Raw genomic sequence first — 17,799 nt, forward strand, 5'->3', positions numbered from 1 at the left:
AGTTTTGAGGTGGCCAATTACCTAATTTTCAGGGAAAAAGTGCCTAAATTTCCCCCCGATCACTCCCATATCCAGTACTTTTTGATTGACAAAAGGTCTAAAAGTCTTACCCAAAAAGGTTTTTAGATTTATTCAGCAAGCCCTAGTTAGCTAAAAAACATTTATAGCGTTTTTCAGTCTGCTGAGGTACAAAAGTTATGGGTTTTAGGCAAAAGGGAAGAAAAATATGTGTACCTCACTAGCTTAGGAAACGCTATAAGAGAACGTTCGTAAATTAATGTAAAGAAGATGGATTGTTTCTCCCCGCTCCCCGATACCTTTTAAACAGGATTTAGTTTAATACATCTGTGCTACTAGAGCGCAGAATCTGCGCCCTAGATACCTTACTATCCTAGCGGGTTAAGGCCGCGCCTCTTGCGTATAAAGTGCGGGCATAATCGGTCCAAGTACCCTGGCCCCAATAACGGAAACAACTGGTTTGCACGAGCAAATTATAAAGCAGTGCCTCCAGATAATCCGGTCGTCGGGTAAAACTAGGATCCGCCTGTACTAAAGGATCATATTTCTCGTGGAATTGAGCGCTTAATTGGTTCATCGGTTCGAGGACATTTTCGTAACCGCGCACCCAACTGAGATCATTTGTCCAAGATGCCCCATCCATGCTAAAACGGTGGTCGGACTGTTTTAACTCAGCGATCGCCTGTTCTACCGCTTCTGGGGTAGCGGCATCCGGATTAACTCGCTGCCAGATTTTATGCTGGTGTACGGCTTGAATTGGGGGATAATCTTGGGGATTAACGCCAGCAGCCTCGATTAACTCCAGATATTCCGTGCCGTTAAATCCTGCCACACTGGAACCCCCCTGCATTTCCCGCCAAGGATTGGGAAAATCGCGAGGAAATTCATTCATCATCACGCCACCATTTTCACCGTCGGCAATCTGGGAACCTAGGGAAGGAACCCAAACGCCACCGATTTGCTGTTTACCCCGGCATTTAGCCTCGTGGTAGGGTTGCATTTGGGCGACTAATTTGGTGTCGGAACCCTGGGTTTTAATCAAAGCAGTAATGGCAATCACTTCACCGCGAGAATTGCGGGCCACCAAGCGATTAGGAATATATTTTTGTTCCTGACTCAATCCCGAACCGTCGAGATTTTCCACCGAGTGTTCCTGTACCAATAACCAACGATAGCCGCATTCTTTCAGAGCTTTAATATACTCGTAGAGGGTATCGGGATGGTTAGGAAGGTGCATTTCTGGGGGAGAGAACCCTTTGACTCGTTTCAGGGCATCCGGGCCAAAAATCGAGGCAAAATAGGTTTGCCACGCTTGCATCTGTAATTTTAGATCGGGAATCGGTGTGGAAGGGGCCACCGCATGACTCCACATCGTCCCCAACCATTCCACAAATGGTTGATATTGACTGTTACAGGTGATTAATTTGAGTTTATCGAGGATATCCTGCCGTCCCATCTGTACCAAACCCCAGAGGAGATTGCCGGAATAATCGAGCATAATCCGGGGATTACAGCCTTCCGCCACCAATTCCGGGATAAAATCGCCCATGCGACTGTAACACCAGGCAAAAACGCTGGCATTATGGTTATCACCATCCCCCTGATTCTCGAACATATGCTGGAGATTGCAGATTAATTCACCGTTAACACCCGCCGGGATGGTGGGTTGGTGCATATGCAAGGCACAGGCAAAACCAGCCTTGATATTGTCTAATTGGAGATTTGTTGTCGGTAAAAAGATCGGATCATCGTGATTAACAATCGCTGCGATTTCCTGTTCCCAACCGCAAATAGTTGGTAGTCCGGGGCGTATTTCCGTGATAGGGTTCGATTTCGATGATACGGGTGTAGCGATCATAATTTTTCAGGCGAATAGATTGAGATGGTTTGTCCCCACTCTCCCAGGGACAACTTTTTTGACTGGCAACAGGTCACTCTTGACTGTTCACTGCTAACTGAGCTAAGAGTGCGGACTTGATCCTATCCCATTTATACTGGGAGTACCTCCCTCCAGACACAAGCCTTCGTAACTCGTTAAAAATCAAGATGATTCTTTACTGAACTTAACCGATCCTCGCACTATGATCCAAACAACTATCCGCCCTTTTACCTGTAACTTTTAACCATGTTCTCGGCGACTACCGAAATTCTTGTTATCTTCTTCCTGATCCTCCTCAATGGAGTCTTTGCCCTCTCGGAAATTGCCATTGTCTCGGCCCGCAAAGTCCGTTTAGAACAATTAGCCAGAGATGATCGACGGGCGGCGGTGGCCTTAAAATTGGCCAATGATCCCAATCAAATTTTATCTACGGTGCAGATTGGCATTACCCTAGTGGGAATCTTTGCCGGGGCCTACGGAGGAGCGAATTTATCGGTCAGTGTGGCGCAATTATTGGCGCAAGTTCCCGTTTTAGCCCCCTACAGTCAAGCTTTGGGACTAGGATTAGTGGTGTTAATTATTACCTATCTATCCCTGGTGGTGGGGGAATTAGTGCCGAAACGGTTAGGTTTAAGTAATCCTGAAAAAATCGCTATCCTCGTTGCTGATCCTCTCGATAAGCTATCGAAAATTGTTTCGCCTGTTGTCCATCTTTTGAGTCAATCGACTAATCTGATTCTCGGTTTGTTGGGGATTAATACTAATAACAATGATTCCCCAATTACGGAAGAAGAATTGAAAATTATGCTTAAACAGGGAACCGAAGCGGGAACCTTTGAGGAAGCAGAACAGGATATGGTGGAAAGGGTGTTAGGATTGGGCGATCGCAGAGTAAGCCAGATTATGACCACGCGCCCAGATATTATTTGGCTAGATTTGGAAGATAGTGCCGAAATTAACCGCCAGAAGCTAATTGAGAGCAATCATAACCGTTTTCCTGTGTGTCAGGGCAGTTTAGATGAGGTTTTGGGGGTAATCGAAGTCACAGACTTATTAGCGGATTGTTTAAACGGTGAAAGTTTCGACCTAACGAAGGATTTACAACAGCCGCTTTTTGTGCCGGAAAGCACTAGGGGTTTAAAGGTTTTAGAATTGGTGCAGCAAAGTGGTCATCATATTGCCTTGGTAGTGGATGAGTACGGGGTGATTCAAGGATTGGTGACGCGCAAGGATATTTTAGAGGCAATTGTCGGCGATTTACCCCAATTAGATAATATTGAAGATGCTCAGATCGTGCAGCGGGAAGATGGTTCTTGGTTGATCGATGGTACAGTGGCGATCGAAGATTTTAAAGAATTATTTGAAATCAGTGAATTACCCGGGGAAAAACAGGGCAATTATCACACTTTAGGGGGTTTTATTATTACCCATCTTGGCAGGATTCCGGGGGCTGCCGATCATTTTGAATGGCAAAGGTTGCGTTTGGAAGTGGTGGATATGGACGGTAATCGCGTCGATAAGGTGTTAGTAACGCTATTGTTGGATGATTTGTAAGTAATTGTTAGTAAATATCTAGATTGTTTTAAGCTTGTGAAGACCGATACAATTTTTTATCAACTCTTGCAAACCTTTCCGGGGTTAATTTTTGAATTACTGGGAGAATCAACCCAGAAAGCTGAAAATTATCAATTCTCCTCCCGAGAAATCAAAGAATTAGCGCGTCGTTTTGACGGTATTTTTTTACCGACCACAGCAGCACCGGAACTAATTATTTACTTTGTTGAAGTGCAATTTCAGGATAAAAGTGATTTTTATTGGCGATTTTTAACAGAAATTGTCATCTATCTCAATCAGTATAAACCCGTTCAGGATTGGATGGCTGTCGCTTTATTTGCCTCCAGGGATCTGGATAATAACTTTCCCTATCAACTGCGGGGATTTGAGATAACCGGACAGATCAGACGTATTTATTTAGATGAATTAATCGATAATCTGGATCCGTCTCTGGGTTTAGGAATTATTCAGTTAATTGTCGCTACACCCCAATTAGCACAGCAACGAGGGAAACCACTTTTAGAAAAAGCGATCGCTGAAATTGATGATCTAGTTTTCCAGCAAAAAGTTATAGAATTAATTGAAAGAACCTTAGCCTATAAATTTACTAATCTTAGTCGCGCGGAGTTAGAAGCTATGTTCGGATTAGATGATCTCAGACAGACTCGACTTTATCAAGAAGCTAAAGAAGAAGGTCGTGAAGAAGCTAAAACTGAAGCGATCGCTGGTTTACTAGCTTTAGGTTTAAGTATAGAACAGATTGCCACTGCTTTGCAATTAGAACTTACCAAAGTACAAGAGACGGCAGCAAGATTATCCCCCCCAAATTAGAGGGGTAAATTATCAAGTTTCTCCCCGATTTTACCCTATTCATTCATATTACGATAGGTGGCCACTGCCGAGGGAGAAATGCGATTGAGATAACGGAAAATCCAATATTTTAAGACTGTATCCAAGATAACAGGAAAAGTGGCGATAAAGAGAAAATTAAACTGGCGATTTTCCGGCAAACCGAAATGACGACTTAAACCTTCTAGGATCACTTCCCAACCGTGGGGAGAGTGGAAACCGACAAATATATCGGTAAAGAGAATAATTAAAAAAGCTTTAGCTGAATCGCTAAGATTATAGAGAATGCCATCAAGAAAAGACTTGACAATCTCGATTTCTCTACGACTAAAAGCAACAACAAAACCAAAGGCAATCAGGGAACAAATATCGGCGAAAATATTAGCAATCGCATTTAAACCTCGTTGGCGAAATTCTTCACTTAGTACCGCCGCTTTTTTAGTAATTTCTCCCTCGATTTCTTCGTTAGATAATTTGGGTGCTAAACCAATCATACCTCGAAAATGTAAAGCTTCCTCAAATCTTCTCAATTCCGAAAAAGCTTCTTCTTCTAAATCCTGATTGATAAAAATAAACTGTTCCTGTTGTTGGAAATATTTATTAACCAAGGGGGTGATCAGGAAAGTTTTGGTTAATTGTTGGGTCAATAAAGGAACAATAATTAACAGTAAAATAAACTTGAGAGAAATGGCTGTTTTATAACGAGAATTGCGAAATTTCTTTAAAACTGCCTCCTCCGATTCCTCCGCTTGCGGATCGATTTCCTGTTTAATGCGATTAAAAGTATTGACAAAAGAACGGGGTAAAACCCCCGGTTTTTCCGTAGCTTTTTGGGATTTATTACTTTTGATTATTTCCTCCTCTTCAGGACTACCAGCCGCTAAAAAAGAGCGATTTCTGGAAGTCTTATTTTTGTCTGTTTCCCGCTCAAAATTTCGGTTCTGGAGACTTTTGGGGACATCTTGAATATCTTCTTGCCAATAATTATCTTGATATTTTCCGATAACACTATCGATAAACTGAAGTTTTTTCAGACAAACATCTGTGGTGACAGTAATCACCCCATTATTAATTGTCGGTTGATTTGGTCCGAAGGTATTCACGATCGAGCGACTAGCTTTAAACTCCGTCAATCTGACTTTAATTTTTTGCAGATAACCTTTAACTTCTGCGATAAAATAGGAATTAGTGCTGCTGCCATAATTCGAGAATTCATTCGCCACTTTTCGCCCTTGAAAATGCTTGTCTTCTATCTCCTTAATCTTCAAAGCTGCATGATAAGCCTCATCTAAAGAACGTTCAGGAGTTTGTAATAACCATTGATTAACACCTTGCAAAATCCGATTAAGATTCATAGGAAACAATTACTTCCACAAGGAAAAAAGCTAGAGTACCGATCAGTCATCTTAACAAATACAATCCAGAAAAAACGATGTCAATCATACCAATTTGGATCGAAGGTGGCACGCGATCGGGAAAAACCACCGCTTTAGTCGGGGAATTTCAGCGCTGGGTGTCTCGCGATCAACTGAAATCATCGCCCCTTCCTCGATCGATCTTAGTTTTCGCTGCCAACGATGATAACAAAAGGGAATTAGCCGATCGATTCGCCCTTGCTGTTAAGGGTAGCTATCCGATTCTCTGCAAAACCCCTTTAGGTTTTCTCACCGATGAAGTCATCCTGTTTTGGCCGTTAATTTTCGAGTTTTTGGGGCTAAAAGCGCAATTTCCCCGCCGATTACGCCCAGAAACGGAGCAGGAACTCGCCACCCGTCTCTGGCAACCAGCGATCGCTGAATTCTTCCAGCTTACCAGCATAAATGAATATCGTTTCGTCCGTCAAGTTCTCGATTTGTTACAATTAGCCGGCGCTAGTGGTGTTCCCGCAGAAAAGATACCCGAAAGATTAGCCGACGGATTATCAGAAACAGATTTAAAACGAGTTTTAGCGATTAATGAGCAGGAAACACCAGAAAAAGTGGGAGAATTAATCATTCAATGGCGTGATTGGTCTCTAGAACGTGGTTTATTAAGTTATGGTATCATCTACGAACTCTATTGGCGCTATTTATTCCCTGATAGTCGTTATCAACAGCAACTATTAAAACGCTTCCGGGCAGTTTTTGCGGACGATGTGGACGATTATCCGGCTATTGCCAAGGATTTACTCAGTTTTTTCCTCGATCATGACTGTTTTAGCGTTTTTACCTACAATCCCCAGGGAAAAATCCGCTTAGGATTAACTGCCGATCCCGATTATCTACAAAAATTAGCGGCACGCTGTCAAATTATGCCATTATCTACCACTAACGGGTTAGCCGCTCAGTTTAGCGAGACGATTCTCTCCTTAATCAGCGATGGTAACTATCTTGGCAATCTTCCCGATCAATTCATCTCCGTGCAAACCACCTCTCGCGCTGAATTGTTACGGAAGACAGCCACAGCTATTATTCAAGCAGTCAATCAAGGAGCAGTAAAACCCGAAGAAATCGCCGTTATTGCCCCCGGTTTAGACGAAATCGCCCGTTATAGCCTGATGGAAATTTTAACCGGTGCCGGGATAGCCGTTCAACCCCTCAACGAACAACGACCCCTGATCAGTTGTCCTCTGATTCGGGCATTATTGACCCTTCTCGCCCTTGTTTACCCAAATTTGGGGCGTTTAGCCCCCCAAGAGGCCATAGCGGAAATGCTGGTGATTTTTAGCCGTTATCGCTGGGATGAAGAACGAAATTTAATTCCCGATATCGATCCAGTTCGCGCCGGATTAATTGCCGATCATTGTTATCAAGTGCATCCAGAAAATCCTCGTTTATTAGCGATCGAAACTTTTCCCCGTTGGGATCGCTTAGGACAAAAAGCTTGTACTGCCTACGAAAGAATTTGTCACTGGATCGAAGGGATGAAAAAACGGCAGCAAGAAGCCAAACTTTTACCGATTTTTGTCTTAAATCAAGCGATCGAACAATTATTAAACGATGGGGAAAATTTGCCCTTCGATCACTTGGCAGCTTTGCGAGAATTAATGGAAACTGCCCAACATTTTTGGGAGATCGATCGCCGTTTGCGTGAGAGTGAACCCTCTTTTCAAAGTCCCAGCGAAACTATTAGTCAGTTTATCCAACTTTTGCGCCGTGGTACAATTACCGCTAATCCCTATCCTGTGCGACAATTTATTAAATCTTCCTCAGCAGTCACCCTAGGCAATATCTTTCAATATCGTTCTTTTCGTTCTAGTCATCGTTGGCATTTTTGGCTAGATTGTTCTTCTCCACTCTGGGAACAAGGAGGTGCTGCTACTCTTTTTGCTGCGCCAATTTTTTGGCGAGAAAGTCCCTATCAACCCTGGACAACAGAAGCAGAATTAGAGGAAAATCAGGACCGTTTACAGAGAGTTTTAAGGGATTTGTTAGCAAGGGTAAGCGAAAAAGTTATCCTCTGTCACAGTGATTTAGGAGTATCGGGAACCGAGCAAACCGGACAACTTTTATCCTTAGTACAAGCGGCAAAAGAATATAATTACAGCGTTTCTCCTCAAGATGAAGTATAACCTAAGTTGCTATTGAGGACCGTCCAACCAAAAGGAAAACTTCCTATCTCACCATCACCAATGCAGCCCGGCGATGGATAATAGAGAGAACTTGGTCTGGGTTGATAAATCCAGACGATTATGTGGGAATTAAGTAAGTAGTTATAATTAAATTGAAGATAGATTTTGTCTTTGATCCCCCCTTAATCCCCCCTTGATAAGGGGGGTGCCGATCCCCCCTTAATCCCCCCTTGATAAGGGGGGGATCTGACAACTTTTAATACCTACCTACTTATGAGGAATTGCCAGGGAATCATGAGAGAGTCGTTTATATTGTCATGGTAGGTCCGATGCTTCGCCGTTTAACCGATAATCAGCATAGGGGGTTCAATCAACAAGTTTAACCCTCTGCTAACCAGCGCACGGCATCCTTAGCATGGTAGGTTAAGATAATATCGGCCCCCGCCCGTTTAAAGCTGGTTAAAGTCTCTAAAGTCACCCGTTTTTCGTCAATCCAGCCATTTAACGCCGCCGCTTTAATCATTGAATATTCCCCCGATACATTGTAGGCAGCCACGGGTAAATTAGTCATTTCCTTGATTCTCCAGATAATATCCATGTAAGACAGGGCAGGTTTTACCATTAACATATCTGCTCCCTCTAATACGTCTAATTCCACCTCTTTTAAGGCTTCTCTGGCATTACCCGGATCCATTTGGTAGGTTCTGCGATCGCCGAATTGGGGGGTAGAATCCGCCGCATCCCGAAACGGACCATAATAGGCAGAGGCATATTTAGCCGTATAGGAAAGAATCGGTGTATCACTATAACCCGCCTCATCCAATCCTTGACGAATTGCCTGGACAAAACCATCCATCATTCCCGAAGGTGCAATGATATCCACTCCCGCTTTTACCTGAGAAACGGCGGTTTTTTGCAATAATTCCAGAGTGGGATCGTTTAACACCCTGCCGGTTAAATCTCCCGTTTGCAGATAACCACAATGACCGTGGTTGGTATATTCACACAAACAAGTATCGGCGACAATGAGTAGATCGGGAACTGCCTCTTTAATTGCTGTGGCCGCTTTTTGCACAATACCATGATTGTGCCATGCTCCCGTCGCCTCTGTGTCTTTGCTTTCCGGCAGCCCGAATAAAATAATCGCTGGGATTCCTAAATCCCGCACTTCCTTGGCTTCGTCAACAATTTTATCGATTGATAATTGGTACACCCCCGGCATCGATTTGACTTCCTGGGCGATACCTTCCCCCGTTGTGGCGAAAAGGGGATAGATAAAGTCATTGGCTGTCAAGACGGTTTCACTCACCAGACGGCGCATTTGAGGGGTTTGACGCAGACGACGGGGGCGATGAATAGGAAACATAGTTTTTTGTGATTAAATCGGGAATCTGGTCTCGATTGTTTAGTTTAAATCTTTGCTGAGGATGAACACAAATCGATTCCGCCGGCAGCCCGCAGCCGGCAGCTATGGGCAATATTTAGTTATTTTGAGCTTAATTACACTATTTAGGTCAAAAATGACCTAATAAATCTCTATCGTCGTTTTGAGGGCAAAAAACCAGCAATTTGACTAAAATTTCATCTTTATAGCGATCAATTTTGCTGTCGCCACCACCGCATCTATTTACAAAACTTTACCTCATCAGTTACCAGTTACCAGTTATCAGTTATCAGATATGATACTAAATCCGTTTATTAAAAACTGATTATTTATTCTCGCTTTTGCCTCTTGCCTTTTGCATGAGTGCCTCTCCTCATAACTAGCTTATACTCAACGGATTTAGTATGAGTTTTCAGTTCACTGATGGCTCTCTTGGATAGAGGCGCAAGCGTTCACCGATTACTGTTCACTGTTCACTGACTCCCAAAACCCATCTCCATTTGGGAGAAGGATCGTTTATTCTAGTAGGTAAGAGCGATCGATTCAGGATTTTTGCTATGGCCAACTTAGGTGATTTAGTCAAAAAAGCAGTTTATTTGGGTGTAGGCATTGCTACTTATGCCGCCGAAAAAGCTGAAGTAAATTTACAAGAATTAAGAAATCAAGCCCAAAAATTAGCCGATGAGATGATTTCTCGCGGCGAAATAAACGCAGAAGAAGCGCGGAAATACGTCGATGAGTTGGTGAAACAGGCACAACAGCAAACAGTAGAAGGTAACGAATCTAATATTCCCCATGAACCCCGACGGATAGAAATTATTGAAGACGAGGAAGACACCAAAGCAGCCGATCCCAAAGTAGATGAATTGCGGCAACAGGTGGAACGTCTTCAGGAGGAATTACGGAAACTGCAACAGGATTAAAACCTAGATTTTAGGGACAAATAATTAATTATTACCAGACAAGGGATGCAAGTATAAACATGGACGATTGGCAGAAAGATTTTTGGGAAGTTATCGAAACTGTCGCCCTGGGAATTGAAACTTTTTTCCAAGAAGTAGCCCAAACTATCGAAGAAATTAATGAGGAGATTATCATCGATCTGGAACAGTTTATTCAAGAGGTTTTACCCCAGGAATTAGAAGAATTTTTTAACCTCGATGAGTCCTTATTTTCGGAATTAGATGAACCCTCGGATTTTACCCTCACTCCTAAGGTTAACCCCGATCCTAACACCCATCCTGCTTGTATCGGTTGCCGTAATTATCACGGTTATATCTACGGGGGTAATCTTCTCGTCTGCGGTTTCCATCCCTACGGTTGGGATAGTGATAGTTGTCCTGATTGGCAAGCAGAGAATTAATTATTTTTCTATAAAATCAGGTAGGGTTATTATCCCTACCCATAGCTTTTATCTCAAAGCAATTATCCGTCATTTTTAGTTAAGAATTACCCTTGGGAGCATGGTAAGGTTCAGAATCAAAAGGCTGCATCCCCACATCGGGATATTCATCATTGCTGGGACTAAAAATGCGAGCGAAAGCCTCTGTTAGGTACTGGACAAAATTGTGTAATGTATCCTTGATATTCATTGCTTTTCTCTCCGACTCTCGACAACAATCTCTTTTTCGGATCAGGTTGATTCACCCCTCCATCCCAATTATCTGACCAGAATCTCATCAATTGTTGACTTTTGAGACAATTCTTGAATAATCTTCATAAGACTTTATATTTTTTCTGGTTTATTTAAACTTTTATAAAAATTCTTGTATTTTTGTAAAGGAAAGGTTATTCAATTAAATCGCTGATTTGTTGATCATCTAAGCATAAATATCCATTGACAAAAACTTTTAATTGAGCATTATCTATCTCCTCATCCAAAAAAAGCTCGATGGCTTTGTGACGAAGTTCTTTAATTTTGTTGAGGTTTAATCCCAACTTTTCGATAGTATTAAAAGATGGGGTCACTAAAATAGATTCAGGTAAATAGTTAATCGTGAATATAAGCTTTTTACAGTTGTTTTTTTTCGGGGCGATCTCGCTAACCCTAACTTTCACCCTCGGCTATGTTAGCCTGAGAGCGATCTCGCGCTTTACCGTCAAGGAATGTATGGCCCTTGCTGGTGCTTGGGGAATGGCTTTACAATCGGCGATCGCTTTCGTTAATTTTCTTTGTGGCTTTTCTGGAAGAACTTTTTTTCTGTTAGCGACGGCTGGTTTATTTATTATCTCTCTATGGTTACTGACGCGACAATTGTGGCAAGCGGAAGAAAGAGAAAACTATAGATGGCTATACCTAGCGATCTTGTTCTGGCTCGTCCTGCTAGGGATGCAATTCTTCGTCGTGCTTTACAGTGGGGGATTTTACTACGGGGATTGGTGGATGCACTTCGATATCGCTCAAATTTTTTTGGGACTTCAGAAAACCGATACGGTTTACTTTGGAACTTATAATGTTACTTCTAGAACTCCTTTATTTAATCTATTTTCTAGTTATTATCTGGCACTTTTAGAAAATTCATTTGCGGTTTATCAAATTACTGCGATTTTACCAGGAGTATTCCTGACCCTCCTAATCCCTCTCTTTCTGCGTCCGTCGTTAATTCCGTTAGCCTTTTTCCTCGTGGCTTTCAGTCCCTATTTGAGTAATATAATCACCTACCCTTGGCCGAAGGTATTGGCCACGGTCTATATCTTAACCGGCATCTATTTCTATCTCGACTTGAGAAACAATCCCCGCACAAGAGTCTATTCGCCTTCCGGGATTGGTTGTGGAGTTAGTTGGGGATTAGCTTTTCTCAGTCATCCTTCCGCTATACTCTATGTTATCGCCCCGATCGTCGATAATCTCTGGGTAAATCGTAAAAATTTAGCTCTTGTAGTCCGTCAGTTATTTTTTCCATTAATCCTCATGATCGCCGTGTGTCTTCCCTGGTATTTATGGGGAATCTCTCACTTCGGTCTCGCTTCTATCTTCCAGACGGCAATGGGAACGACGGGGGGGGCGACCGCGAGCGTTAGAATTTCCGATGCTTTCAACAATGCGTGGTCTACCGTTTATCCCCTAGAACTTTCCGACGCGGTTCAAGATCGAATCCAGAAAGGCCCCGGAGAGGGGGGCGAGTTTTACATCTTACGCTATCGGCTGTGGAATTCATGGTTTCGCTTGTATTTTAGTGTTTTAGCCGGCTCTATAACGATAACCCTGAGCGCCGTCCTTCTGACGGTTTTCGGGAAACGAGTTTTCGGAAAAGTTAAGGGTAAACCTTTGTTTCCCAGATCATTTTTAGTATCGGTACTCGCGAGCGGTTTTTTGGGAGGTTGTTTCCTGCAACCCGGATTTCATCGAGGGGGAATTATCGGCGAGAGTATGACTCCTATCGTGGTTCTGTTGCTCTTGATCGTTACCGAATATCTGGCCATGTTACCCGTGAGACTGAAACAGTTAATTCTCTTCACTATCGTGGGAGAGTTCGTTCTTTCTCGGGGGATTCACTTGTTATTTCTCGGTGCGGAAAAAACGGTAGTTTGGGATGGAAATGCCGATCTAAAAACTAACTATAGTTTACAATTCGCCCGGGATCTGATCGGTACTCCGATCGGCTTATTTATGGCGATAGTTGCTTTAATCATTTTTCTGGTGATCGGTTGGAAAACCGTATCGGGAGGCGGTGATCTTCGAGAATCCCTGGAATAACGATTTCCCTTTGCGGGCGATCAATTTTTTGGTAGCAGGATTAGCAATCAATAGAACTGCAAGTGAAATCAATCGAGTGACCGAAAAACCATTTTTATTTTGCTACTCCTTATCATTCTTGGGAGTTAATCGTACTATTAAAAACGGATTTAGTATCATACCCTATTGACAATTGGCAAATTGTGTGGGCATTTCAAGTGATACCAGTCAATCAGAATAGTTACGAACTAGACCCATTTGGTCGATTTTTGTTTAACAATTGAGATGGCAAATTCTCCTCAAATATGCCTGAATCGTCATCTGGGTAAGCAACTCACATAAAGTTCATTTTGTCAAGGATTTTTAAGATACCCTTACCCTGTCTGTTAGGTACTGGACAACATTCTGTAACGTATCCTTGATATTCATTGCTTTTCTCTCCGACTCTCGACAACAATCTCTTTTTCGGATCAGGTTGATTCACCCCTCCATCCCAATTATCTGACCAGAATCTCATCAATTGTTGACTTTTGAGATAATTCTTGAATAATCTTCATAAGACTTTATATTTTTTCTGGTTTATCTAAACTTTTATAATAATTCTTGTATTTTTGTCAAGGAAAGATTATTCAATTAAATCACTGAACAAATATTTGATTGTTGTCCAGAAAGGATTGTATCTTTGTTGATCATCTAAGCATAAATATCCATTGACAAAAACTTTTAATTGAGCATTATCTATCTCCTCATCCAAAAAAGGTTCGATGGCTTTCTGACGAAAGTCGTTGATTTTATTGAGGTTTAATCCCAACTTTTCGATAGTATTAATTGCTTTTTGATCATCTTCTTGTGCAGGTTTAATTGTACCATCATAGTTAAAGGCAAAGTGAGACTCACAATCGGGATTAAGTGGAGAGATTAAGAGATTTTCATCAAACCAGTTATCTTTTAGATTACCACAGTGCCGAGGTTCACCAGGCGTAAGATTTGCCTGACAGGAACATAGCAAATTGGCATAATCTAGGGGATCAACACTGGGATCACTCTGAGGTTTAAAATGTTCTATATGCCATTTACCATCAATCAATCGATTTTCACAATAACAACATATTTCCCCCTGTTCTGTCATCAACGCTTTAATTAGTATTTCTTTTGGTTTTCCCGCTAAATTTCTAAAGTCGGGCTGCCAATCTGAGTTAGCTTGCTCTTTCCAATTCTTAAACTCTGGTGGTTCTTGTCTTTTTCTAATATACTTCATTTTCCGATAATTTCCTTGCGTCGAATAATAACTTCAGCTTTAATTAATTCTGGATCATCTTGAATTTTAGCTCTGAGATCATTGATTTTCTTTTTAGCTGCCTCTAATTGATTTTGAGAAATTTGTTCATAGATATCTTTCAAAGCTTCAGCGATTTCCTTGGGACGAGTTGTCTCTAATCCCATCAAATCTTCTAAAATTCGATCAACATTTTTGCCGTAGGACTCTTGCACGGGATGAAATTTTATTCCCATTTCTGTTTGTTCCATGAAGTGTAAACTTTCTGGTTGAACATGAGTGATAATATTAGGAGAATGGGTGGAAATAAAAAATTGACAGTTAGGAAAAACTTCTAGTAATTTAGGTACTACAAATCTTTGCCATTGAGGATGTAAATGTAAATCAATTTCGTCAATGATAATAACGCCAGTACCCGTTAAGGGATAAGGATTTTGAGGATTAGCAATCGCCATTCTTCGAGCTAAATCTCCCAGCATAGCAATCAGACATTTTTCTCCATCAGAAAGTTGATTAACAGTAACTATTTTATTCTTTTTTGTTACTTCCATTCTCAAAGGATTACGACGGACGCTAAGATTAGTAAAATCGGGTAGAAAACGTTCGATCGTTTCCCGAACCGCTTCCAATTGGGGATCGGGAAAACAAAAACCTTCCGGTTTAATTCGATCATACTGATATTTTCTATTTTCATTTTCTAAATCTTCACGTTCGCGAAACCATTCAAAAAAAGTGCGAAAATCTGATCCACTGGTTAAAGCATTTTCGTAGGCACTTAGAGAATCAAATTGATGTTTTGTTTTAATTTTTAATGGTATATCCAGCACTGCTCGATTAACAGAATAATAAACAAATAAAGGTAAGTTAATTTCTCCTTGATGTTCAGTAATTTGTCGTTGTATTTGTTGAGTGTATTCATTTAATTGGCTAAAATTACTCCGTTCTCCAGCGTGGATATATCCAGTCCTAGTTTTTACTATTTTCCAAGTAATCTCTTGACTATCTTCCGTCACCCCAGTGATTTCAATTATAGCCGTCCCCTGACCATTATTAATCTCGGTTTCGCTAATCTGTTGTCCACTGGCATTAGTATTTTTTAGGCGCTTAACTAACCATGAAAGCATAATCGCCAAACTATCTAAAATGGTAGATTTTCCCGCACCATTAACTCCTATAAATACATTTAATTGCCGATGAAAGTCGATGTTTAAACTGACTACACCTCGATAATTAATAAGCTTTATAGACTTAATCCTCATGGTTTTTTGTATCGGCAAGATTTGCTTATATTTGAGATAATTGTTAGAGAATGACTCTCGAATAATTGCCAGTAAAACTTAGATAGGGTTAAGAGACAGTAGGACAAGGAATAGAAAAAAATATCGACCAAAGAAATAATAACTAATTTTGGCACAGAACCGGATAGTCATAATGATTATTTATCATTTACCCTCGACCAACTCAAAAAAACCCCGGCTGACTTTCCCGATCGCTGCCCTCTGTGAGACAATCGATCGAGTGTTATCCTAAACTCCGCCAATTTTCATGTCCGACGACGCTACTATTCGCACTGCTGTACAACGTCTCTACAATACCTATCCTTTCCCCCCCGAACCGCTCCTAGACGAACCTCCTCCAGGTTACAATTGGCGCTGGAATTGGATTGCTGCCTATAACTTTTGTTGTCATCGTAAACCTGAACGAGAGGATATCCGCATTCTCGATGCAGGTTGTGGTACTGGTGCGGGAACTGAATATCTGCTCGCTCTCAACCCTTTCGCTCATGTAGTCGCTATAGATATCAGCGAAAAAGCTCTAGAAATTGCCAAAGAACGCTGTAATCGTTCGGGAGTTGCGACAAAGCACCGAGGTTCTCTGGATTTTCACCATTTACCCCTTGAATCGGCCACTAATCTCCCCGGAGAATTTGATTTAATTAACTGCGTCGGGGTGCTGCACCATCTCCCGGACCCGATTAAAGGTATTCAATCCCTCGCGCAAAAGCTGGCCCCCGGTGGTCTGCTGCACATTTTCGTCTATGCACAATTGGGACGCTGGGAAATCCAGTTAATGCAATCTGCGATCGCACTTTTGCAGGGAGACCGACGCGGGGATTATAAAGATGGGGTCGCTGTCGGCCGAGAGATTTTTGCCTCCCTACCGGAAAATAATCGCATTTTGAAACGGGAAAAAGAGCGTTGGTCAATGGAAAATCATCGCGATGAATCCTTCGCTGATATGTACGTTCACCCCCGGGAAGTGGACTACAATATCGATACCCTCTTTCAACTGATTGATGCGTCAGGATTAGCCTTTATTGGCTTTTCTAACCCTTCCTACTGGCAATTAGACCGTTTATTGGGTAAATCCCCCGAATTGATGGCTAGAGCGCAAAATTTAGGGGAAAGGGAACGTTATCGCTTGACGGAATTATTAGACCCGGAAATCACCCACTATGAATTTTTCCTCGCTAAACCACCGATTCTGACTGCCGATTGGTCCGGGGATCAAGTCCTAGAGAATGCAGTGGCCGAAGTTCATCCCTGTCTTTACGGTTGGCCTAGTGCAAGTGTTCTAGACTACGATTATCGGCCGGTTAATCTCTCGGAGAGAGAATTTGCTTTTCTACAAGCTTGTGATGGTCGTTTAACCGTGGGAGAAATCGACGCTCAAGTTGCTTTAGGATTAACTGGTGTGCGTTCTTTACAACAGCGCCAACTACTGATTTTAAGTTAGAGAAAATTCTGGGATGTTAGAGATAGCGTCCCTTGGCAATGGGCAACTTTTAAACTAACTTGGCAAAATTTTGCCAAAACTTCTTTTTTCTTAACAATTACACCCTTCCTATCCCCATAGTTTCAGCCCCAGAATTAACCGGGGCTGAATTATAATAGTTTAAGAAAGTGGACAAGGCTGCTAAATTTCTGATCAGTCCGATTTTTGCCCATCGGCAAACGGGAGATTTTAATCATTATCCCAAGATTCCGAGGCGATTAAGTCACCAATTTGATCCCTGAGAAGGTAGTCACACCGTTCTAGTTCACATTCAACACAAACCCACTCCCGGGGGGGAATGAACTGACAGAGAGTGTAGATCGGTTGGTGTCTGCTCACTACCCCCTGTTCTACCATCTGACGGACTTCGTCCTTAATCATCCTGATAGAGTAAGCGGTGGGAGCGGTGGAGAAAGTTATGGCACTCATGGGAGATTTCCTGCAAGATCTACAAAAGAAGTCTTATCACTAACTATAGTCTAACCTATAGAGGGACAAAAGAGATTTTTTGCTGTATCGACGATGACAATTTTTTATAATATATAGCGGAACCCTCTCCCCTCGCCAGTTTAGGCTTAGGTTAAGAAAAGTTAAATTTATCGGCTAAAAGCTGTCGAGTCCCCTTATACCAAATCAGTTAAGTAGGTAGGCACAATTATTTGTAGGATGGGTTAGCGGTAGCGTAACCCATGCGGGCGTTGGGTTTCATGCTTCAACCCAACCTTGTATATTGAGAGAGGTGGTAGACCGTCCCAACCTTGGTCAGAAAAGACCGCTTCGTAGCAAGGGTCACCACCATAATCTCCCTGACAAAACTCGAACAGTCGCCGGGGTCGTG

The 17,799-nt window shown here is 42.0% G+C and carries 15 protein-coding genes; 7 read left to right on the forward strand and 8 right to left on the reverse strand.

From position 1 onward, the window contains the following. Nucleotides 1-391: 391 nt before the first annotated feature. Nucleotides 392-1,876: a glycosyl hydrolase family 57 gene (locus tag IM450_RS03885; RefSeq protein ID WP_287668778.1), complete on the reverse strand. Its 1,485-nt coding sequence runs from the start codon at nt 1,874-1,876 to the stop codon at nt 392-394. A 267-nt stretch (nt 1,877-2,143) separates the two neighbouring features. On the opposite strand from IM450_RS03885, the gene IM450_RS03890 reads away from it, so the two are divergent. Together IM450_RS03890 and IM450_RS03895 are read left to right on the forward strand one after the other, a co-directional pair. Then, the gene (locus IM450_RS03890; protein WP_004163630.1) at nt 2,144-3,451 is read left to right on the forward strand and encodes a hemolysin family protein; all 1,308 of its coding nucleotides are present in this window, start codon (nt 2,144-2,146) and stop codon (nt 3,449-3,451) included. A 36-nt stretch (nt 3,452-3,487) separates the two neighbouring features. Further along, nucleotides 3,488-4,282: an Rpn family recombination-promoting nuclease/putative transposase gene (locus IM450_RS03895; RefSeq protein ID WP_004163631.1), complete on the forward strand. Its 795-nt coding sequence runs from the start codon at nt 3,488-3,490 to the stop codon at nt 4,280-4,282. Between the two features lie 35 nt (nt 4,283-4,317). Here the strand turns inward: IM450_RS03895 and IM450_RS03900 are convergent, their stop codons facing one another. Continuing rightward, complete coding sequence (locus tag IM450_RS03900) at nt 4,318-5,655, reverse strand: proton extrusion protein PcxA (RefSeq protein ID WP_004163632.1); 1,338 nt, start codon at nt 5,653-5,655, stop codon at nt 4,318-4,320. A gap of 77 nt (nt 5,656-5,732) precedes the next feature. Here IM450_RS03900 and IM450_RS03905 point away from each other — a divergent pair, with 77 nt between their 5' ends. Continuing rightward, nucleotides 5,733-7,850, forward strand: a complete 2,118-nt coding sequence (locus tag IM450_RS03905; RefSeq protein WP_287668783.1) for a recombinase family protein — start codon at nt 5,733-5,735, stop codon at nt 7,848-7,850. 379 nt (nt 7,851-8,229) lie between these two features. Here the strand turns inward: IM450_RS03905 and hemB are convergent, their stop codons facing one another. Further along, on the reverse strand, nt 8,230-9,216 hold the full coding sequence (gene hemB, locus IM450_RS03910) for a porphobilinogen synthase (RefSeq protein ID WP_108935343.1): 987 nt from the start codon (nt 9,214-9,216) through the stop codon (nt 8,230-8,232). A 575-nt stretch (nt 9,217-9,791) separates the two neighbouring features. Here hemB and IM450_RS03915 point away from each other — a divergent pair. After that, nucleotides 9,792-10,157, forward strand: coding sequence for a phasin family protein (locus IM450_RS03915; RefSeq protein ID WP_104396542.1), 366 nt, complete (start codon nt 9,792-9,794; stop codon nt 10,155-10,157). Between the two features lie 59 nt (nt 10,158-10,216). Next, nucleotides 10,217-10,597, forward strand: a complete 381-nt coding sequence (locus IM450_RS03920; RefSeq protein WP_004163637.1) for a hypothetical protein — start codon at nt 10,217-10,219, stop codon at nt 10,595-10,597. 79 nt (nt 10,598-10,676) lie between these two features. Here IM450_RS03920 and IM450_RS03925 read toward each other — a convergent pair whose 3' ends face one another. Beyond that, complete coding sequence (locus IM450_RS03925) at nt 10,677-10,826, reverse strand: hypothetical protein (protein WP_004163638.1); 150 nt, start codon at nt 10,824-10,826, stop codon at nt 10,677-10,679. 196 nt (nt 10,827-11,022) lie between these two features. Further along, the gene (locus IM450_RS03930; RefSeq protein ID WP_223211070.1) at nt 11,023-11,202 is read right to left on the reverse strand and encodes a hypothetical protein; all 180 of its coding nucleotides are present in this window, start codon (nt 11,200-11,202) and stop codon (nt 11,023-11,025) included. 28 nt (nt 11,203-11,230) lie between these two features. Between IM450_RS03930 and IM450_RS03935 the strand changes: the two genes are divergently transcribed. Next, the gene (locus IM450_RS03935; RefSeq protein ID WP_287668789.1) at nt 11,231-12,931 is read left to right on the forward strand and encodes a hypothetical protein; all 1,701 of its coding nucleotides are present in this window, start codon (nt 11,231-11,233) and stop codon (nt 12,929-12,931) included. Nucleotides 12,932-13,535: 604 nt separating this feature from the next. Here IM450_RS03935 and IM450_RS03945 read toward each other — a convergent pair. Both IM450_RS03945 and IM450_RS03950 read right to left on the reverse strand, forming a co-directional pair. After that, complete coding sequence (locus IM450_RS03945) at nt 13,536-14,168, reverse strand: retron system putative HNH endonuclease (RefSeq protein WP_287668792.1); 633 nt, start codon at nt 14,166-14,168, stop codon at nt 13,536-13,538. Next, complete coding sequence (locus tag IM450_RS03950) at nt 14,165-15,445, reverse strand: AAA family ATPase (RefSeq protein WP_287668795.1); 1,281 nt, start codon at nt 15,443-15,445, stop codon at nt 14,165-14,167. The genes IM450_RS03945 and IM450_RS03950 overlap by 4 nt, the downstream gene beginning before the upstream one ends. A gap of 286 nt (nt 15,446-15,731) precedes the next feature. Here IM450_RS03950 and IM450_RS03955 point away from each other — a divergent pair, with 286 nt between their 5' ends. After that, nucleotides 15,732-16,922, forward strand: coding sequence for a class I SAM-dependent methyltransferase (locus tag IM450_RS03955; RefSeq protein ID WP_287668797.1), 1,191 nt, complete (start codon nt 15,732-15,734; stop codon nt 16,920-16,922). A 228-nt stretch (nt 16,923-17,150) separates the two neighbouring features. Here the strand turns inward: IM450_RS03955 and IM450_RS03960 are convergent, their stop codons facing one another. Next, nucleotides 17,151-17,390, reverse strand: coding sequence for a DUF4327 family protein (locus IM450_RS03960; protein ID WP_002738935.1), 240 nt, complete (start codon nt 17,388-17,390; stop codon nt 17,151-17,153). Nucleotides 17,391-17,799 lie beyond the last annotated feature (409 nt).

Origin of the sequence: Microcystis sp. M083S1 (assembly GCF_020246405.1) — a bacterium.
Lineage (GTDB): Bacteria > Cyanobacteriota > Cyanobacteriia > Cyanobacteriales > Microcystaceae > Microcystis > Microcystis aeruginosa_C.

What these genes read in the sequence shown, in the direction of transcription:
- IM450_RS03925 (WP_004163638.1), bottom strand. Translation starts at nt 10,826, where the DNA reads ATGAATATCAAGGATACATTACACAATTTTGTCCAGTACCTAACAGAG.
- IM450_RS03945 (WP_287668792.1), bottom strand. Translation starts at nt 14,168, where the DNA reads ATGAAGTATATTAGAAAAAGACAAGAACCACCAGAGTTTAAGAATTGG.
- IM450_RS03905 (WP_287668783.1), top strand. Translation starts at nt 5,733, where the DNA reads ATGTCAATCATACCAATTTGGATCGAAGGTGGCACGCGATCGGGAAAA.
- IM450_RS03885 (WP_287668778.1), bottom strand. Translation starts at nt 1,876, where the DNA reads ATGATCGCTACACCCGTATCATCGAAATCGAACCCTATCACGGAAATA.
- hemB (WP_108935343.1), bottom strand. Translation starts at nt 9,216, where the DNA reads ATGTTTCCTATTCATCGCCCCCGTCGTCTGCGTCAAACCCCTCAAATG.
- IM450_RS03950 (WP_287668795.1), bottom strand. Translation starts at nt 15,445, where the DNA reads ATGAGGATTAAGTCTATAAAGCTTATTAATTATCGAGGTGTAGTCAGT.
- IM450_RS03955 (WP_287668797.1), top strand. Translation starts at nt 15,732, where the DNA reads ATGTCCGACGACGCTACTATTCGCACTGCTGTACAACGTCTCTACAAT.
- IM450_RS03920 (WP_004163637.1), top strand. Translation starts at nt 10,217, where the DNA reads ATGGACGATTGGCAGAAAGATTTTTGGGAAGTTATCGAAACTGTCGCC.
- IM450_RS03915 (WP_104396542.1), top strand. Translation starts at nt 9,792, where the DNA reads ATGGCCAACTTAGGTGATTTAGTCAAAAAAGCAGTTTATTTGGGTGTA.
- IM450_RS03900 (WP_004163632.1), bottom strand. Translation starts at nt 5,655, where the DNA reads ATGAATCTTAATCGGATTTTGCAAGGTGTTAATCAATGGTTATTACAA.
- IM450_RS03960 (WP_002738935.1), bottom strand. Translation starts at nt 17,390, where the DNA reads ATGAGTGCCATAACTTTCTCCACCGCTCCCACCGCTTACTCTATCAGG.
- IM450_RS03890 (WP_004163630.1), top strand. Translation starts at nt 2,144, where the DNA reads ATGTTCTCGGCGACTACCGAAATTCTTGTTATCTTCTTCCTGATCCTC.